The sequence below is a fragment of the Flavobacterium sp. ARAG 55.4 genome (genome assembly GCF_051846875.1).
In the GTDB taxonomy this organism is placed as follows: Bacteria; Bacteroidota; Bacteroidia; order Flavobacteriales; family Flavobacteriaceae; genus Flavobacterium; species Flavobacterium plantiphilum.
On record NZ_JBPYCT010000006.1, the window covers coordinates 89,648 to 109,443 of the forward strand.

Here is a 19,796-nt window from a genome sequence, read left to right on the forward strand (position 1 = left end):
ATACAATAAGAATATGAATCTTTGGAAAGACGACAATGAGCTATTTCAGCTAGCAAAACAAGAATTATTTGTTGCCTTAGTAGGTGATGTTATGGATAAAATGGGGTTGTTACACCAGTTTTTGCCCCAGCAAATAAAACCAGTTTCTTCGGAAATGGTAGTAATTGGTAGAGCAATGCCCGTCTTAGAGGCAGATGTGTTTGCCGAAAAAATAGAGGGAACTGCAAATCCCATTATGAATAAACCATTTGGATTGATGTTTGAAGCTTTAGACGGTCTTAAGCAAAACGAAGTCTATATTTGCTCGGGAGGATCCTATAACTACGCAATGTGGGGTGGACTAATGAGTACCAGAGCAATGAAATTAGGAGCTGCTGGCGCTGTTGTGAATGGTTTTACAAGGGATACCAACGAAATATTGAGGTTAAATTACCCAACTTTTTCAGCGGGTACCTACGCTCAAGATCAAGGACCTCGAGGTAAAGTAGTAGATTATGGCTTGCCTATTGAATTTGGAGGCATCCCAGTACATCCAGGTGATGTTATTTATGGAGATAGAGATGGTGTATTAATTGTTCCTAAAGTTGCTGTAGAAGAAGCTTTTTCTTTAGCTCTTGGAAAAGCAAGAGGAGAAAAAATAGTATTGGAGGCTTTGCAAAACGGAATGAGTACCGTAGAAGCTTTTAATACATTTGGTATAATGTAAGCTATGAATAAAGTTGTTGGTTTACATGAGTCTGATAATGTAGTAGTAGCATTGTCTAACCTTAAAAGAGGAGATACTATATCTTATAACTCAGATACGTTTGAATTACTTGAAGACGTCAATTTTGGACATAAAATTGCACTAAAATTGATTAATAAAAGTGAACAAGTTGTTAAGTACGGTGTTCCTATAGGAGTTGCAACTAAAAATATTTCAAAAGGCAGTCATATTCACACACACAATATGGAAAGCCTGTATATGAATCAATTTTCAAAATAAAATGCTAAAAGGATATTTAAGACAAAATGGTAAAAAGGGCATCAGAAATTATATTTTGGTAGCTTATACTGTGGAGTGTGCACATCATGTAGCGCGTGAAATACAATACCCTTACAGAGATAAAGGCGTGCATGTTATTGGATTTCATGGGTGCGCACCAAATACCTATGCCAATGGTATGATGGAAGCCCTCTGTACACATCCTAATGTAGGTGCGGTTCTTATCATGTCATTAGGTTGTGAAAATTTGAATAAAGAAAATTTACAGAAAACAATTCAAGCCTCTGGACGGCCTGTAAAAACCATTACAATTCAGGAATCCAAAGGGAGTAGAACATCTATAGAAAAAGGTAGACAATGGGTAGAAGAGCAATTAAGCGTCTTAAAAGAGATGTCCGTTGTATCAATGTCTTTTGATGAATTATGCATAGGAACCATTTGTGGGGGGTCTGATGCAACCAGTGGTATTACCGCCAACCCCGTTATTGGTAAAACCTTTGATAATTTATTAAAAAAAGGCATTACTGCTATATTTGAAGAAACAGGCGAGCTTATTGGTTGTGAACATATTATGGCAAAAAGAGCGGCAACGCCCCAATTGGCGGAAATGTTAGTGAGAACCGTAGATAAAGCAAAAACCTATTACCAAAATATGGGATTAGGTAGTTTTTCTGACGGGAACGCTAAGGGAGGCTTAACCACAATAGAAGAAAAATCTATGGGTGCATATATAAAGAGCGGCGACTCACAAATAGACGGTATTATAAAACCAACTATTCAACCAGAAAATTCAGGATTGTATTTACTTGATGTTGTGCCAGATGGTGACCCTATATTTGGTTGGCCTAATGCCAATGATAATGCAGAAATTGCAGAGTTGATATCCTGTGGGGCACAAATAGTGCTATTTTCAACAGGTCGTGGTTCGGTGGTAGGCTCTGCGATATCACCAGTAATTAAAATTTGCGCGAATCCGCAAACGTATATAAACCTTGAAGAAGATATGGACGTTAATGCAGGAACCATTGTTGAGGGAACCGAAACTATAGAGGAGGTTGCAAAAACGCTGGAAAAAACTATAATATCTGTTGCCAATGGTGCTTTATCAAAATCTGAAGCGTTATTGCATCAAGAATTTCAACTTAATTATAAAACATTTAACGATTTAGAACCAGGTTGCCTACCTATTTAATTTTATTAGAATGAATATACCTCAGTTTGGTTTAAAAGGAAAAACAGCTCTAATCACAGGAGGTGGTTCGGGAATTGGTTTTGGAATTGCTAAAGCGTATACAGAAGCTGGAGCAAGAGTTATTATTATTGGTAGAACGGAATCTCAATTAAAAGAAGCGGTTGCTATATTAGGATCGAATGCGTCGTATTATGTGTTTGATATTACCGAGCAGTCAAAAATAAAAGATTTAATTAATAGGATAGTAGACAATCAAGGTCCTATTCATATTTTGGTAAACAATGCGGGCATTCACTTAAAAGCTCCAGCATCAAAAACTACAGATGATGCCTTTTTAAGCGTGATTCAAACCCATTTATTAAGTGCTTTTACCTTGAGCAGAGAGGTTATGGAATCCATGAAACGCTATGATATTAAAGGATCTATAATTATGATAAGTTCTATGACTGGCATTATGGCTATGACACAGGTAGTAGCATATACCAGTGCCAAAACTGCTATGTTAGGATTAATGAGAGGACTTTTAGCCGATTATGCTGAGGATGGTATAAGAGTGAATTCAATTGCGCCCGGTTGGATCAAATCTAAAATGTTACACCAAGCATTAGATAAAGATGCCGAACGTAAAAACAAAATTCTAAACAGAATTCCATTTAAAGAATTTGGTAAGCCTGAGGATATAGGTAATGCCGCTATTTATTTAGGATCCGATGCTTCATCCTATGTAAATGGTGTATTACTTCCTGTAGATGGCGGAGCTGCTGTTGGATTTTAAATAAAAAAAGATGAAAAGTATATTTATAAATGAACCAGGTAACGCTACCATAGGTTCAATAGTGGATAAGCAACCTGAACAAGGGGAAGTAAAGATTAAAATACATTATGTTGGTATTTGCGGATCTGACTTAAGTACTTATATGGGAAAAAACCCGATGGTGCAGTACCCTAGAATACCAGGTCATGAAATAAGTGGAGTAATCGTTGAAACAGGTGAAGGAGTTTCAGAGGAGTATATTGGAAAGCAAGTTACTTGCATGCCTTATACGAATTGTGGTCAGTGTTATCCGTGCAGAACAGGTCGTACAAACGCATGTAAATATAATGAAACCCTTGGTGTGCAAAGAGATGGTGCTATGACGGAATTTCACAATGTTCCGTTTAGTAAATTGCTTTTTGCAGAGGGTCTTAGTAAGAAAAAATTAGCATTGGTCGAGCCACTTTCTGTAGGTTTCCATGCTGTTGCCAGAGGAGAGGTTACCGATAACGATACGGTAATGGTTTTGGGTTGTGGTATGATTGGAGCTGGAGCAATCATTAGAAGCGTTTTAAGAGGTGCTAAGGTAATAGCCGTTGACATTGATCAAAGAAAACTGGAAATAGCTAAATCAATTGGTTCCACCCATATAGTGAATGCGATGGACAATGATTTTGAGTCTCAAATTTTAAGGCTTACCGATAATTTTGGTCCAAGCGTTACTATAGAGGCAGCAGGAAATAATAATACCTATCAAACCGCTATTGCCCAAGTAGCCTTTACAGGACGCGTGGTGTTTATTGGTTATGCAGGTAAAGAAATTGCATTTCCAACCCATTTGTTTGTACAAAAAGAACTAGATATGAAAGGTTCCAGAAATGCTACACAATCAGATTTTGAGGCGGTAATCAATTATCTCAGAAAAAATGATGATTCTGAAAAACTGATTACTAAAATTATCGAGCCAGAAGAATTTCCAAAGGAAATTAAAGAGTGGTCCGAAAATTCTGGAGCAATAATGAAAATATTAGTTAAATTTTAATTTCAAAAAATGAACTTGAATTTAAAGAATAAGGTCGTGATAGTTACAGGTGCTGCAGGATTGAAAGGTAGTATTGGAGAAACTATAGTAAGAGCTTTGGCAGATGAAGGAGCTATCCCTGTTTTGGTTGATAGAAATAAAAGAGGGTTTGATTATGAAAAAGAATTGAATAATCAAGGTGTTGATTCCATATTCATTCAAACAGATATGACACAACCTGAGCAAATAGAGGCAGCCATAAACAAAATAATAAAAAAATATGGAAGAATAGATGCTCTAATTAATAATGTAGGAGTAAACGATGGTGCAGGATTTGAGAGCAGCTATGATGATTTTATGTACTCGTTAAAATTGAATTTAGTAAGCTACTTTCTTACCACAAAGTTTGCTTTACTTGAACTAAAAAAGAGCAAAGGAACTATATTGAATATTGGTTCTAAAGTTGCGCTTACCGGTCAAGGAAATACTTCTGGTTATGCTGCTGCCAAAGGAGGCGTTCTAGGGCTTACCCGAGAATGGGCAGTTGATTTAATTAAAGACCAAATTAGGGTAAATTGCCTTGTTATAGCCGAGAGCTGGACACCAGCTTATCAAAATTGGGTAGACCTTCAACCCAATGGTAAGGAGATTTTACAAAGCATCGAAGAAAAAATTCCTTTGGAAAAAAGAATGACAACGCCTTTGGAGATTGCCAATACTGCTATGTTTTTAATTTCTGATAAATCATCCCATACTACAGGTCAGTACGTTTTTGTTGATGGTGGCTATGTTCATCTAGATAGGGCACTTATAGAAGGGAATTAAAATTTTAAAGGGTTTATTTATAAACGTATTAAAAATAACTTTTTGCATTATGATTTAATTAGAGAATGCTACTTATTGCTAAATACATTGCTAAGGGTCTCGGAATTTTTAGGATAACAAAATCAGAAACTCTTAAATGTTATACGGTCTTATTTAAAAACAATAATATAATGATTAAAATAAAAACCTTGACAATAGTTTCTATTCTTCTTTTTGGAAGTACAGGATTTAGTCAAAAAAAATCTCAGGAAAACATAAGTGAAACCCATTCTAAGCAAGAAAAGAAGGTAAATGAAAAAATTTATAAAGAAGAATGGCCTTCTATAGCTCGTCATTCAACACCTGAGTGGTTTAGAGATGCTAAGTTTGGAATTTACACACATTTTGGACCAGCTGTATTGGCTACCCAACACCAAACGACAGAGTGGTGGGGATGGGCTATGTACAATAAAAAAGCAAAATATTGGACAAATGCCATACGTCCCGACTCGCCCGATACTACACGCGAATTCAAGTTGCATCGAGAGCTATTTGGCGATCAAAATGAATTCGGCTATAAAGACTTGATAATGAAATTTCAGCCCGATAAATTTAATGCAGAAGAATGGGCAGACATTTTTGAAAAATCTGGGGCAAAATTTAGTGGCCCCATGGGATGCCATCATGACAATTTTATGCTTTGGGATTCCAAAATTACGCGTTGGAATATGAAACGCACTGCGGGTATAGATGTAGTTGGAGAGCTAGAGAAAGCTATACGTGCGCGAGGTATGAAATACGTAATGACTTTTCATCATGCATTTTCGTGGTGGTTTTTTAATGAATCTCATAAATTTGATGGAGCAAACCCTGAATTTCAAGACTTATATTCTAAACCTCATAAGTTTTCTAGTGATAATGATAGTTTTGACGAATATCCTGATGCTGAGTACGAAGAAAGATGGAATGCTTTATTGCAAGAAGCAGCTCAAAAATACAAACCAGATTTGTTTTGGTTTGATATGGGATTGGAATTGCTAAGTGAAAAAATTCGTAAAAAAGCATTTGCTGGCATTTTAAATAATGCTAAAAAAAACAATCAAGAAATTGGAATTTCTTATAAAATAAAATACAGCGTTCCAATCGCTCCTTCTGCTGGAATCTTAGATTTTGAAAAAGGCCGATCTCAAAAAGCAAGAGAAGACGTCTGGTTAACCGATACTCCATTAGGAGGATGGTTCTATAACGGACGTAAGTCACGTTCAGCCGAAGCCATTATTGAAATTCTTATAGATATTGTGAGTAAAAATGGTTGTCTGCTTTTGGATGTAAGCCCAAAACCTGATGGAACCATTCCAGATGACCAAAAAGAAACCCTACTTGGCATAGGTCAGTGGTTAAAAACTAACGGAGAAGCTATTTATAGCACTAGACCTTGGGTAATAGCTGAAGAAGGTCCTACCAAATTAGAAAAAGATGGCCATTTTAACGAAAACTGGGAAGCTATTTACACCCAGCAAGATATTAGATATACCCAAAGTAAAGATAATAATACTTTGTACGTAATTGTAATGGATAAACCAACAACAAATACTGTAATAGCTAAAAAGTTAGGAAAAGGGTTTGAGTATTTAACTCGTGAGATTGAAAGTGTAAGTTTAATCGGTTCTGATGAAAAAATTGAATGGCAGCAAAACGAAACAAATATGACATTTTCGTTTCCTAAAAATATAAATGGCAAATACGCCTTTTGTTATAAAATCCAATTAAAACAAGAACAAAATAAATAGACCTAATCATGAAAATAAGATATGTATTCTTTATCTCTATAACTCTCGTTTTTATAGGGCAGGTAAAATCACAAAATCAATTTAAACCCACAGTTGAATCATTGCAAGAGTATAAGACACCAGAGTGGTTTCGCGATGCAAAGTTTGGCATTTGGAATGTATGGGGGCCATATTCTGTTCCTGCTGTTGGGGAATGGTATGCACGCAATATGTACATTATGGAGAGCGAAAATACTTGGCAGGTACAAGGTCCTTATCATCGTAAAGTATGGGGACATCAATCTAAAATGGGCTATAAAGATTTTATTCCCATGTGGAAAGCCGAAAAATTCGATCCCAATAAATTGATGGAACAGTACAAAAAAGCAGGTGCCAAATATTACACATCTATTGCTACGTTCCATGATAATTACGATTTGTTTGACTCAAAACATACGCGTTGGAATTCGGTAAAAACAGGACCCAAAAAGGATATGGTAAAAGCTTTTCAAGAGGCAGCACATGCTCAAGGCTTGCGTTATGGTGCCACTACACACCTGGCAAGAAGTCTTAACTGGTGGACAGTAAATAAAGGCACACCAGAAGAACCTTATGATGGTGTTGATCCTACATATTATGATTTGTATCATCCTCCATATGATCCTAAAAATCCAAAGCATAAACAGATTGCTGATGATTGGGGCACGATGTGGAACAAGAGAATTAAGGATTTAATCGATAATTACGAACTCGATTTATTGTATTTCGATGGAGGGATTCCATTTGGTAAAAAGGGGTATGATGTGGTATCGCATTTCTATAACAACAATCTGAAACGCCACAATGGAAATGAAAATGGTGTAATGTGCATAAAAGGTTGGCCTACAGAAGGAGGAAAAGAATATGCCGAGGTTGCACTCATGGATTACGAACGTAAAAAATCAGGAGAGTTAAAAGTAAATGCTTGGCAAACCGATGACCACATGGGGTGCTGGGGTTACAACCAATTTGCGGAGTATCGCCCTACCAATTACATTGTAGATAAGCTAATTGATATAGTTAGTAAAAATGGAAACTTGCTATTGTGTTTGCCTTTAAAAGCAGATGGGACTCACCCAGAGGCTATTGACACCTTTTTGGTTGAAATGGGACAATGGATGGATATAAATGGAGAAGCAATATATGGTACCCGTCCATGGAAAATATATGGAGAAGGTCCTAAACGCAAAGAAGCAAATAACCATGGAGATATGGCCAATGAAGAAATGATGGATGAAAACGATATACGCTTTACCACCAAAGGCGATCAATTTTTTGCTTTTCAACTTGGTTGGCCACAAAATGAAACAATGGTTATCAAAGCCTTGGGGAAAAAAGCTGAATATAATTCAAAAACAATAAAAAAAGTGACTATGGTTGGTACTGGTAAACTATTAGATTTTAACCAGAATGACGACCAACTTATCATTAAGCTTCCAACCCAGCATCATTGTGAGCATGCATTTGCGGTAAGCATCACATTCAATTAAATTGAAAATTATTTTGTCCATCCATAACATAATATAAATACACTAACAATTAAAATTAAATAATAAACTAATAAATAATAGAATAGGTTTTTTAGGATTTCGTTCAGTATTCCTACAAAGATATGAATTAAGTAGTTTTAGCTCAAAACAAAACAGAGAAAAAGGAAAATGCCAGTGAGTATAACCAGACAGAAGAAGCTAGAAGGGCTGGTAATGTATACAAAGAAGAGTGGCCTTCTATTGCCAAGCCTTCGGTTTCTTAATGGTTTAGAGATGCCAAATTCGGTATTTTTACCTGTATAGTTTCAAAAAGCAGGTAAAAAATTTAGGGGCCCCATAGGTGTGTTTCATGATAATTACTTGAATTGAGACTCTGATGTTAGTCGTTGGAATAGTATGGATATGGCTGAAGTAGAATATCCCGATACTGACTTTGAGTAACCTTAGTTCGATATTTTAAAAGAGTCGGCAGATAAGTTAACCTGATTTATTTTGGTTTGATATGGAGCTTGAATTACTAAGTGATAACATTCGCAAAAAGGCTTTCGCCTATTTGCTAAATCATGATTATGAAAACAAGCAGGATATTGGTATTACCTACAAAATTAAATACGACGTTTGCATTTCTCCAACAGCAGGTATTCTCGATTATGAGAAAGGACGTTCAACCGGATTGTGTGCCGATACATGGTTAAGCGACACCCCTCTGGCGGGGTAACAGGGCTCTTTGCTGTAGCCACAGAAGGTACAACAGAAACCTCCAAATTTTCCTGCTATGTTTTTCCCAACAGCTTTCTAGACCATCAAGTAGGTTCCGTTAGTTTTTTGGCTAATCGATGGATTACTCACCATTAAGGCATTCATTGCTTCTGGATTAGGACTCACATCAATTATAGGTTTATCCAATCGTTACCAAGGTCCGTTAGGGTTGTTCTTCTTTGAAATAAGTAGAGTTCCTTATGCTACATACACCAAATTAGGTACTTGCTAATTGATTACTTCAGCTTCAGAATTATTTTCCTCTTCATCACTATCTTCATTGTCAGCATCTCTTAAATACTTACTCGGAATTACACCAAATTGTTTTTTGAAACATTTTGAGAAATAGGATGCGGTATTAAAACCTGTCATATACATAATCTCTTTGACTGAAAGGTCACTTTGTTCCAACAATTGCATGGCTCTTTTTAAACGAATATTTCGAATAAATTCACTAGAAGACAAACCAGTAAGTTCTTTAATTTTCAAATACAAATTACTGCGACTTAAAGCCATTTCTTTTACCATCAATTCTACGCTAAACTCCGTATTCATCATGTGTTTTTCGACTACTTCAATTGCCTTTTGTAAAAAGTCTTCGTCAGCTGATGTAACAGTTACTTCTTTAGGTTGTAAGGTTGTTTCTCTATTGAATTTTCGTCGTAAATCTTCTCTGTATTTGAGAATGTTTTTGAGTTTAAGTTCTAATAATTCCATATCAAATGGCTTACGTATGTAGCCATCTGCACCATTTTTTAAACCTTCTTTTTCCCATTCAGTAGAAGTTTTTGCGGTAAGCATAACTATTGGAATGTGACTGGTCTCGGAGGTTGTTTTGAGTTTTTCGCACATTTCTATTCCATCCATGATTGGCATGAAAATATCTGTCAAAATGATATTTGGCATTAATTTGTTAGCCAATTCTAAACCCTCTTGTCCATTTTGCGCTTCATATATATAGTATTTATTTTCTAAGCCACGTCTTATAACTGTCCTAATATCAGTATTATCCTCTACAATCAATAGTAAGGGTAGTTTTGATCTAGATCTTGAGATATTCTGATCTTCAATCTCATCTAAAACTTCTACTGTATGAACTTCAGCATTATTATGAGTTGTAAAAATATCATTCTCTTCTTTATTTCCAAAGCTTATTCCTTGTATGTTTTCATATACGCTTTTGTTTTTTGGTAGCCAAATAATAAAGCTTGCTCCTTGTTTTTTATTATTTGCTACATCAATACTCCCCTGGTGTAATTCAATTAGTTTTTTAGTAAAATCCAAACCAATACCCGTTCCTTCTGTATTTGTTTTTTTGTAATCGCGATCAATATAAAAACGCTCAAAAATATTTTTAATTTTTTGAGGTGAAATGCCTAATCCGGAGTCTTTTACTCTAATAAAAATAAAATCTTCTTTGTTTTCTTGGATGTTAAAACCGGAAGAGTTTTTAAATTTTTTTCCATCTGATAATATTACTGAAATTTTTCCTCCATCAGCGGTAAATTTAAAAGCATTTGAGAGTAAGTTGTTTAATATTTTTTCCAGCGCATCAGAATCAAACCAAATTAGAGGATTGTCTAATTTTGAAGTAATTTCAAAAGTAATTTTCTTTTTATGACTTAGGAATTGAAATGGTTCTGATACTAATTTTAAGAATTCGAATATATTACTGTAATTTAGAATTAAATCCATTTTACCTTTATCCATTTTTCTAAAATCAAGTAATTGGTTTACTAAACGTATTAAAAAATTTACGTTTTTTTCCATTATATTGTATTGCTCTTTTAGTTTTTCAGTTGAAAGTTTGCCTTCACTTTTTTGTAAATATTCTAAGGGACCTTTTATTAAGGTTAATGGTGTTCTAAATTCATGGGAGATATTCGTAAAAAATTCTAGTTTTAAACGATGCATTTCATCGTGTTTTTCCTTTTCAAATACCTCTAATTCCAATTGGTGTTTTTTAGTAGAACGAATAATTTCAAACCTTCTCAAAGCCATGAGAAAGCCTATAAAAAGTAAAAAATAAATCAAATATGCGATATTTGTTCTCCAAAATGGAGGAACTATGGTGATTTTTAGTTCAACAGGTTTCTCATTCCAAATTCCATCGTTATTAGCAGATTTAACTAATAGTGTGTAGGTTCCTGGGGCTAAATTTGTAAAGGTTGCTAATCTGTTTTTTGAGGAGGTATAAATCCAATCTTCGTTAAATCCTTCTAATTTATAAGCATAACTGTTTTTTCTTGGTGCTGTATAATTTAATGCTGAAAACTCAACTGAAAAACTATTTTCACTATATAATAATTCTATTTTATCAGTCGTACTAATTGATTGATTTAAAATGACTCTTCCATTAAACTCTTCCCCTGTAGTGATCGGTTTATTAAAAATTGAAAATGAAGTAAAAGCAGTTTTCGGTTTAACTAAGTTATCCACAATTTGATTAGGATAAAATGCATTGAAACCATTTACACCACCAAAAAGCAATTCTCCATTTTGTCTCTTAAAACAAGCTAATTCACTAAATTCATTGCTTTGTAAACCATCATTAACATCATAATTTTTGAATTTTTCAGATTTAATATTGAAGCGTGAAAGTCCTTTGTTTGTTGATATCCAAATATTACCATAATTATCCTCTAACATTCCTTTGATAACATTGCTTGGAAGTCCATCTTTTTCTGAATAGTTTTTGAAACTTTCTCCCTTTCTGCCTAATTTAGCAGGAATCAATTTGTTTATTCCTCCCCCAAAAGTCCCTACCCATAAATCACCATATCGACTTTCATGAATAGCTAAAATATAATTATGACTTAAACTGGATGAATTACCAATTTTGTTTTTATAAATTTTAAACTTAGGTTTATTTTGTCGAATTTGATCTTCAGGTAATTTACAAAGACCATCTGCAGTTCCAAACCAAATATTTCCTTTCATGTCTTCTTTTATGGAGCGTATAATGTTGTTAGATAAGTTTTTAGGTTCGTTGCTGTTTTCGTACAAAACGTCTTTTTTATATAGACCTGGTGTACTAGTTGTTAGCCATCGATGAACCCCTCCATTATAAGTTCCAATCCAAATATTTTTTTTAGAATCAACTAAAATGGCAAAAACACTATGATAAATGTCTTTTATTGGTTTCACATTAATTGAAGAAATAGAGCTTGGATTGGTGATATCTAACTCATACAATCCAATACCCCCTTCAGCTCCTATGAGTAATTTTTTAGAATTGCCTTCTTTGACCTCGGCAATAGCAAAAACATTTGAAATAGAAGAAAGTATATTGAAATTGGAATAATTATTTCCTTTTTTTAAATAGTTCAAACCTCCACCTTCAGTTCCCACCCATAGAAACTGGTTGCTGTCTTCAAAAATAGCACGGACTTTATCATTAGTTAGGCTATTAGGATTTAGGGTTTTCTTGATGTGTTTAAATCTTTTTACAGTGGGATCTAGTTTATTCACTCCGCCACCATTGACTCCAACCCAAAGTATACCTCCTTTGTCAATAAACAATGATTTAACATTATTTTTACTTAAACTTAATTCAGGAATTTTTGGGTTATAACTATATTGATTGATAAGGGATGGTAGTTTTAATGATGAAGCATTTTCAAAGCGATACAATCCTTTAGATCCCCCTGCCCATAAATAGCCCTTAGAAGTTAGTATAGTAGTAAATGGTGCATCTATTATTTTGTTAACTTGCACACTATTATTTTTGGAAGAAATAACAAACAAAGCATTAAATGAGCAGACGATTAATCGTCCAAATTCATCCTCAACGATACCATTTATCGCAGTATTAAATAATCTACTGTCCTCAAAGTATATTTCTCCATGGGTATCTCTTGTTAATTTAAACAATCCACTCATACTACCAACCCATATATTACCTTTACTATCTTCAAAAATGCTGTATATGTTAGAACCGTCCCAAGAGCTTTTTTTCTTGTTTTGATTCAAGCTAAAATGATTAAAAATGGGTTTGTTTAAAGACTTGTTTAAGTCTAACATGTCTATTCCCTTAGGTGTACCTATCCATAATCTGTTTTTTCTGTCTTTTAACAAAGCACTTATCGTATTGCTGATGATACTAGCATCAGCAACGGAATTAGCTGTAAAATGGGTAAAGGATTCTCTTTTTTTGTCAAAACAATTCAAGCCACCTCCTGTTGTTCCAATCCATAATCGGTTTTGATTGTCTTCAACAATTTTCCAAATCAGGTTGCTACTGATGCTTTTCTTATTATTAATTTCAGGTTTGAAAACTGAAAAATTATAACCGTCATATCTATTGAGCCCATCATGAGTTCCAAACCACATGAAGCCTTGTTTGTCTTGATAGATTGTGTTGATATCACTTTGTGACAAACCGTTATCAGTAGTTAAATGTACGAAGCCATTCTCTTCTTGAGCAGTAGCGTTAAAAGCAAATAACAAAAAGAAAAGTACTTTTAATGTAAAACTAAAAGGGTAGGGTGGGGTTAGGTTGGTTAATTTTGGCATTATTAGTGGTATTATATTATTTTGTTAAATATTTATATTAGAGGATTCTCTAATAATCAATTCTGGAGTTAAAATTATTTTATTTAAAATCGTTTTCTTTTTAGTATTTTTCATGCTTTCTAAAAAAGCTTCGGCAACTAATCTTCCAATTTGGTTGCTATTAATAGTAGAAATAGATGGTTTTGCTAATAAAGTAAAAGGTTCATTACAGAAGCCTATTAATGCAATTTCCTCAGGAACTTATAATTACTTTTACTAATTTTAGAATTGCTAAACTATACATTATACACCATTAAAGAAAAAAGTCCCATCAAAATCATTATCAGATAGGGACTAAAAACACCCTTTTTCTTTTTCCCTTTTTCGGTTATTTCCTTTTCAACCTCTGAAGGCTCAATAGTAGTAGTTTTATTTTTCAAAATAAAATCCGTCCAATTTGAATAGCCTAAAAAGAGAGACAAAGCATCCTTTGTTGCTAATTGTGGATTGTATTGGTCATTGTATTTTATTTTTCCAAAAAGTCTTTTTAAGGTATGCGGACTTATGGTAATTGATGAAGCCTCTGATATTATTTGAGCCAACATTATATAGTCGAATTCCTTCCATAAAGAGGAGGGCTCCCAGTTTAGCTTTTTTTCAATTTCTAATCGAACTTTATCAAGGCATTCATTATCTGACATGGCAATATGCAAATTTTGTATAAGTTTTGCATAGCAAATTAAAGGTAATATTTTGAATATACAACTTAATTTTGCGTAACCTTATACGCATTGTTTAAAAGACAATCCAAGAACAAATAAAAAACATAAAAACTATTACTTTTATAGCACCACTTATTCAATAAAAAAACAATTCATGGTTATGATTAAAAAGACAACATTCCTACTTATCTGTTATTTAGTAACATTCTGTTTTAATTCTCAAACGTACGCACAAGAAAAAATGAGCGCTTCCTACAAGCGTTTTAGAGAAAGTAAATTACGTTTTGATAAATACAATGAATTCAGCACTCAATTTAAATTTACTGATATTAAAGGTATTGGTTACGAAAAAGGGGTTACGCGTCGTGATCCATCAAGCATTATAAAAGTAGATGGATTGTATTATGTATGGTACACCAAGCCACAAGCCAATACAGTATTAGTCGGGCCCCAGAAAGCAGTTGATACTACTAGAGCATTTCATTGGGATTTATGCGACATTTGGTATGCTACATCAAAAGACGGATACGATTGGAAAGAACAAGGCATAGCAGTACACCGAGGACCAGAAGGGAATTACGACCACCGTTCTGTTTTTACTGCCGATATTTTAGTAGCCAATGGTAAATATTATTTAGCTTATCAAGCAGCGGGGAGTTTAAAACAAGCACGTTGGGCAGGAAGTCGTCCTACTGCAGGTGATTTCAATAAAAACGTTATAGGCATGTCATGGGCAGATTCGCCAAACGGACCTTGGCATCGTTTTGAAAATCCAATTTTAAAAGTGGGTTCAGAAACAGCTTGGGATGGCGAAGTCGTACACGATCCAACCTTTGTAGTTCGTGAGGGAAAATATTTTATGTATTACAAAAGTGCTGCTCGTGTGCCTTGGAAACCCAATATTTCTAAAGGAGAATTTACCAAAGAATTTGCAGATATGCCTCATGCTATTATTGGAGTTGCCATTGCCGATAAACCAGAAGGGCCTTATGTGAAATCTGAATATAATCCAGTCCTAATTGGTGGTCATGAATGTATTGTATGGCCGTATAGAAAAGGTGTTTGTGCTTTTTTGAGTGAAGGTCCTGAGGCAAATAGTATTCAGTTTGCTGAAGATGGCATCAATTTTTATCCTGTAAAGCATGGCTTAGAAAAACCAGAAGCAGGAGGAGTTTATCGTGAAGGTGGTTTTACTGATACTGATATAGCACCAGGACAAGGTATTACATGGGGGTTATCACATGTTTTGGGCGATTGGAATTTTTTACGCCGTTTTGATTGTGATTTGAGCTTAATCAAAGGTGATAGCATTAATAAAGAGTATCAAAAAGTATTGGACTATAAAAGTCGAAAAGATTATAATTTTGAAAAATAATCTAAAAACACACCTAATAAAGACAATCAAAATCATGCAATTTAAACACCTATTAATTACACTTATTTTACTGGCTTGCATTACATTACAAGCACAAATCTCTTTTGTTAAAGAAAGAAACCACATCAACCTAACCGATTGGATTTTCACTAAAGGAGTTCACTATAATGCGCAAAAAGACACATACAATACTTCTAATTGGAAAAAAGTAAAAGTACCCCACACCTACTCTATGGAGGCTATTGATAGCTCGGGCTATTACCGTGGTGAAGCTTGGTATCGCACTCAAGTTAGTTTACCAAAATCAATGGAGGGGGAACGTATTTTTATCCGATTTGAAGCCGTTGGACATCAAGTCCAAGTGTACTTAAACAATCAACTTTTAGGAAATCATTTAGGCGGGTATAGTGCTTTTTGTTTCGAAATAACCAATTTGACAAAACCAAATTTAGAAAATACAATCGCGTTAAAAGTAAGCAATGAACCCGATTTTAAAATCATTCCTATAAATGACAAATTATTCAATCTTTATGGGGGAATTTATCGTCCTGTTCAAATTTTTTCAACTCCAAAAACAACCATTAGTCCAACATATTACGCCTCATCGGGTGTGTTTGTAGAACTAAAAGAGCTTAAAAATAATTCCGCCGATTTAGAAATTCGCACGCACCTATCCAATACAGCTTCCTCCAAAAATGCACTATTGGAATACAAAATATTTGACGCTAAAAACAATTTGGTTGCCCAAGAGAAAAAAACCATTTCTTTTGTCAAAAAGGATACTATGATTCGCTTTTCGACAAAAATAAAAAATCCAATATTGTGGAATGGAAAAGAAAACCCTCACCAATACCGAGCAGAAATAAGTGTAGAAAACGAGAATAAAACTGATAAAATAAATCAAAAAATTGGAATCAAAACCTATGCTGTTACTCCTGACAAAGGCTTTGAATTAAACAACAATCCTTTTCGTTTATATGGTGTTGCGATGCACCAAGAATGGAAACAAACGGGACCTGCTCTTTCAGACGAGCAACATCAAAAAGACATGGATTTAGTGGATGAAATTGGAGCTACTGCCCTACGTTTATCTCATTACCAACACTCAGATTTGACGTATCAATTGGCAGATGAAAAAGGAATTCTAGTTTGGTCTGAAATACCTTTTGTTCACGATTATAGCGGTCGTGAAGGTGAAAATGCAAAACGACAACTAACCGAATTGATACTTCAAAATTACAATCATCCTAGCATTTATACTTGGGGATTATGGAATGAAGTTCGTGCTTATGTGAGTAAAACAGAACCATGTGTGCTATTGACCGAAGAGTTGAATACGCTAGCACATCAATTGGATAAGACTAGAAAAACTGCCTCTGCAAGTGATCGTGGCATCATGGGAAACATGGAAAACATAACCGATTTACAAGCATGGAATAAATATTTTGGCTGGTACTACGGACAGTATGAAGATTTAGGCAAATGGCTAGATGAATCACATACCAAATACCCAAACATTCCATTAGCTATTAGTGAATATGGTGCAGGAGGAAATATATACCATCAAGATATCAAGTTATTAGACAAGCCTTTTGGAGATCATTTTCCAGAAATGGATCAAACGTTATGTCATGAAGTTAGTTGGAAAATAATTAAAGATCGTCCATATATCTGGAATTCTTTTGTTTGGAATATGTTTGATTTTGCATTGGCAGGTTGGAACCGTGGTGGAATTACCAACTTAAACCACAAAGGACTTATCACCTATGACAGAGCAACAAAAAAAGACGCTTTCTATTTTTATAAAGCCAACTGGTCTAAAACACCTGTTCTTTACATTGCTGAAAGAAGAAACGTCGATAGAAAAGAGTCTGAAACAACAGTGAAGGTGTACAGCAATCAGCCCGAAGTGACACTTTGGCTAAATAGAAAAAAAATAGCCACCCAAAAACTAAATTCAGATATTAAGATTATCGAATTCAAAAACATGAAATTGACGAAAGGGAACAACCTCATCAAAATCACAGCAGGAAAATTAGCCGATGAGGTGAATTGGAAGCTTCTTTAAATTATAAATGTATATTAATAAATCAGTTGGATTCAATTAATCGAAGACCTCATAAAAAAAGTAATTTGAATTATAAAGAACCGACACTAATAACTTAAACCAATGAAAATTTCAAACAAGCACAAAATTTTTAAGCTATTTATACTTATCTTATCTCTAGGTGGGCTAAGTACTATGGCACAAACCATTGTAGATGTAAATTTGAATGTAAAACATACTGTTGGAGGCGTGTCTGATTTTGAACGAAAAAAATACTTAAATCTGTCAGCTATCAAGGAGTAGATGCTATTTTTTGTCAAACTAATTTGGCTGATCCAAAACAAATTTAAAATGCAATTAATACCATTGCAATTAAATATGGATGTATTGATATAGTCATTAATAATCTAGGGGTAAATGATGGAGCAGGCTTAGATGCTTCTTATGAGGAATTTATGGAGTCCTTAAAATTGAACTTATTGAGCTATTTCATGATTGTGAAGCATGCTGTTCCTTTTTTGAAAGAATCTAAAGGGAATATTTTGGATATAGGTTCAAAAGTTGCGTTTACAGGACAAGGTGGAACTTCAGGTTATGCTGCTGCAAAAGGTGGTGTTTTAGGTTTAACACACGAGTGGGCGGTAGATTTAATTAAATGTTCTATTCGAGTAAATGCAATTATAATTACCGAAAGTTAGACTCCTGCTTATGATAATTGTATTAAAACACTTGAGAAGGGTGAGGCAAAGTTAAAAGTAATTGTGGAGAAAATTCCATTAGAAAACCGTATGACAACATAAGAGGAAATTGCACATACCAGTTTATTTACAATTTCAAGTTTGTCTTCGCATACTACTGGGCAATTCATTTACTGTGATGGAGGCTATGTACACTTAGATCGTTCCTTATTATCACAATAAACCATATGTTATAGTATCTAAAACATTTGACAATTAAGTTTCTGTTAATAATTGATACTATTGTAAAGTGATTAATTAACCCAATAACCTAAATTATTTATGTCGCAGTCCGCTACAGTTCCAGTAGTCCGCAAAGAGCTACTTTTCCCCTTTATTATAATTACATCTTTATTTGCATTGTGGGGAATTGCAAATGATTTAACGAATCCTATGGTTTCGGCATTTAAGAAAGTAATGCCTGAATTGTCTAATATGCAAGCATCCTTAGTACAGTTTGCCTTTTATTTTGGTTATTTCTTCATGGCTTTGCCAGCGGCACTTTTTATTAGAAAATACAGTTATAAATCAGGACTTATTGTTGGTTTATTTTTATATGCTACAGGAGCATTTTTATTTTATCCTGCGGCGGCTTATCAAGATTTTACTTATTTTTTACTATCCCTTTGGATTATTACTTGTGGATTGGCTTTTTTGGAAACTACCTCAAATCCATTAATTTTATTTTTAGGAGATCCAGAAACAGCGACGCAACGTTTAAATTTAGCGCAAGCTTTTAACCCAATAGGTTCTTTGAGTGGAATGATTATGGCGCAAGTTTTTGTCATCAATGCCTTAAAATCTGATGATTATTCAACTGAAGCTTATAATGCTTTGTCATCAACTGAAGTAGCCGCGATTCGAGAAAATGATTTGGGTATTATCAGTATTCCTTATATCGGTTTAGGGCTTTTAGTTTTAGCGATATTGATAGTTATAGTTTTTACAAAAATGCCCAAAACACCACAAGAAGATAAAATGTCCTTATCGGAATCTTTTTCAAAATTGTTTGCTAATACAAATTATAAATATGGAGTTGTAGCGCAAGCCTTTTATGTGGGAGCGCAAATTATGTGCTGGACTTTTATTTTTCAATATGTTGATAATATCAATCAAACCTTTGGATTGGAATTGACCGCTACATATTTCAATGTAACAGCAATGGTGCTATTCTTAATTGGCAGATGGATTGGTACGGCTTTGATGAAAAAAATAAATCCTTCCAAAATATTGATGTTCTTTGGAATTGGAGGAGTAGTTTGTTGTGCGGGAGCGATTCTATTGCAAGGTATGGCAGGTTTAATTTCTCTTGTTAGTATTTCAATTTTCATGTCCATTATGTTTCCAACAATTTATGGAATTGCCTTAAAAAACATGGGTGATGAAGCGAAAATAGGATCTGCTGGATTGGTAATGGCTATTGTAGGAGGGGCGTTAATGCCTGTATTGCAAGGGGGAATGTTAGATTGGGGCGGTCCTGGATTTTCAGATGTGAAAATATTGGGTTATATACCTGAGGTTAATTTTTCATTCATATTACCATTAATCTGTTTGTCAGTTGTAGCATTCTATGGTTACAATACTTTTCAACTATCAAAAAAATAAAAA

General features: G+C 34.3%; 15 protein-coding genes and 1 pseudogene. 13 read left to right on the plus strand and 3 right to left on the minus strand.

What is annotated here, in order from left to right:
* Positions 1–13: 13 nt before the first annotated feature.
* The 9 genes from ACSV4D_RS08720 to ACSV4D_RS08760 all read left to right on the plus strand — a co-directional run bounded on the left by ACSV4D_RS08720 (position 14) and on the right by ACSV4D_RS08760 (position 8,772).
* Complete coding sequence (locus ACSV4D_RS08720; protein ID WP_439227930.1) at positions 14–706, plus strand: RraA family protein; 693 nt, start codon at positions 14–16, stop codon at positions 704–706.
* Positions 707–709: 3 nt separating this feature from the next.
* Positions 710–985, plus strand: a complete 276-nt coding sequence (locus ACSV4D_RS08725) for a UxaA family hydrolase (protein WP_439227931.1) — start codon at positions 710–712, stop codon at positions 983–985.
* A gap of 1 nt (position 986) precedes the next feature.
* Positions 987–2,177, plus strand: coding sequence for a UxaA family hydrolase (locus tag ACSV4D_RS08730; RefSeq protein ID WP_439227933.1), 1,191 nt, complete (start codon positions 987–989; stop codon positions 2,175–2,177).
* A gap of 10 nt (positions 2,178–2,187) precedes the next feature.
* Positions 2,188–2,952, plus strand: a complete 765-nt coding sequence (locus ACSV4D_RS08735) for an SDR family NAD(P)-dependent oxidoreductase (protein ID WP_439227935.1) — start codon at positions 2,188–2,190, stop codon at positions 2,950–2,952.
* Between the two features lie 10 nt (positions 2,953–2,962).
* On the plus strand, positions 2,963–3,973 hold the full coding sequence (locus ACSV4D_RS08740; RefSeq protein ID WP_439227936.1) for a zinc-binding alcohol dehydrogenase family protein: 1,011 nt from the start codon (positions 2,963–2,965) through the stop codon (positions 3,971–3,973).
* A gap of 9 nt (positions 3,974–3,982) precedes the next feature.
* Positions 3,983–4,777: an SDR family oxidoreductase gene (locus ACSV4D_RS08745; RefSeq protein WP_439227938.1), complete on the plus strand. Its 795-nt coding sequence runs from the start codon at positions 3,983–3,985 to the stop codon at positions 4,775–4,777.
* A 170-nt stretch (positions 4,778–4,947) separates the two neighbouring features.
* Positions 4,948–6,546 (plus strand): alpha-L-fucosidase, encoded by a 1,599-nt coding sequence (locus tag ACSV4D_RS08750; RefSeq protein ID WP_439227939.1) that lies wholly within the window; start codon positions 4,948–4,950, stop codon positions 6,544–6,546.
* A gap of 8 nt (positions 6,547–6,554) precedes the next feature.
* Positions 6,555–8,054, plus strand: coding sequence for an alpha-L-fucosidase (locus ACSV4D_RS08755; RefSeq protein WP_439227940.1), 1,500 nt, complete (start codon positions 6,555–6,557; stop codon positions 8,052–8,054).
* A 553-nt stretch (positions 8,055–8,607) separates the two neighbouring features.
* Positions 8,608–8,772, plus strand: a complete 165-nt coding sequence (locus tag ACSV4D_RS08760) for a hypothetical protein (RefSeq protein ID WP_439227941.1) — start codon at positions 8,608–8,610, stop codon at positions 8,770–8,772.
* A 269-nt stretch (positions 8,773–9,041) separates the two neighbouring features.
* On the opposite strand, the gene ACSV4D_RS08765 is transcribed toward ACSV4D_RS08760, so the two are convergent.
* Genes ACSV4D_RS08765 through ACSV4D_RS08775 form a run of 3 tightly spaced genes read right to left on the minus strand, consistent with a single transcriptional unit; the run spans position 9,042 to position 14,008 of the window.
* Positions 9,042–13,328, minus strand: a complete 4,287-nt coding sequence (locus ACSV4D_RS08765; RefSeq protein WP_439227942.1) for a hybrid sensor histidine kinase/response regulator transcription factor — start codon at positions 13,326–13,328, stop codon at positions 9,042–9,044.
* Between the two features lie 24 nt (positions 13,329–13,352).
* A complete protein-coding gene (locus ACSV4D_RS08770; protein WP_439228037.1) occupies positions 13,353–13,556 on the minus strand; it encodes a hypothetical protein in 204 nt (67 codons plus the stop codon).
* Positions 13,557–13,603: 47 nt separating this feature from the next.
* Positions 13,604–14,008 (minus strand): hypothetical protein, encoded by a 405-nt coding sequence (locus tag ACSV4D_RS08775; protein WP_439227943.1) that lies wholly within the window; start codon positions 14,006–14,008, stop codon positions 13,604–13,606.
* A gap of 262 nt (positions 14,009–14,270) precedes the next feature.
* On the opposite strand from ACSV4D_RS08775, the gene ACSV4D_RS08780 reads away from it, so the two are divergent.
* From ACSV4D_RS08780 to fucP, 4 genes and pseudogenes are all read left to right on the plus strand, one after another.
* Complete coding sequence (locus tag ACSV4D_RS08780) at positions 14,271–15,404, plus strand: glycoside hydrolase family 117 protein (RefSeq protein ID WP_439227944.1); 1,134 nt, start codon at positions 14,271–14,273, stop codon at positions 15,402–15,404.
* Between the two features lie 34 nt (positions 15,405–15,438).
* Positions 15,439–17,472 (plus strand): glycoside hydrolase family 2 protein, encoded by a 2,034-nt coding sequence (locus ACSV4D_RS08785; RefSeq protein ID WP_439227946.1) that lies wholly within the window; start codon positions 15,439–15,441, stop codon positions 17,470–17,472.
* A 275-nt stretch (positions 17,473–17,747) separates the two neighbouring features.
* Positions 17,748–18,371: pseudogene (locus tag ACSV4D_RS08790) on the plus strand (SDR family oxidoreductase); the annotation flags it as partial.
* 99 nt (positions 18,372–18,470) lie between these two features.
* The gene (gene fucP / locus ACSV4D_RS08795) at positions 18,471–19,793 is read left to right on the plus strand and encodes an L-fucose:H+ symporter permease (RefSeq protein WP_439227947.1); all 1,323 of its coding nucleotides are present in this window, start codon (positions 18,471–18,473) and stop codon (positions 19,791–19,793) included.
* Positions 19,794–19,796: the final 3 nt, after the last annotated feature.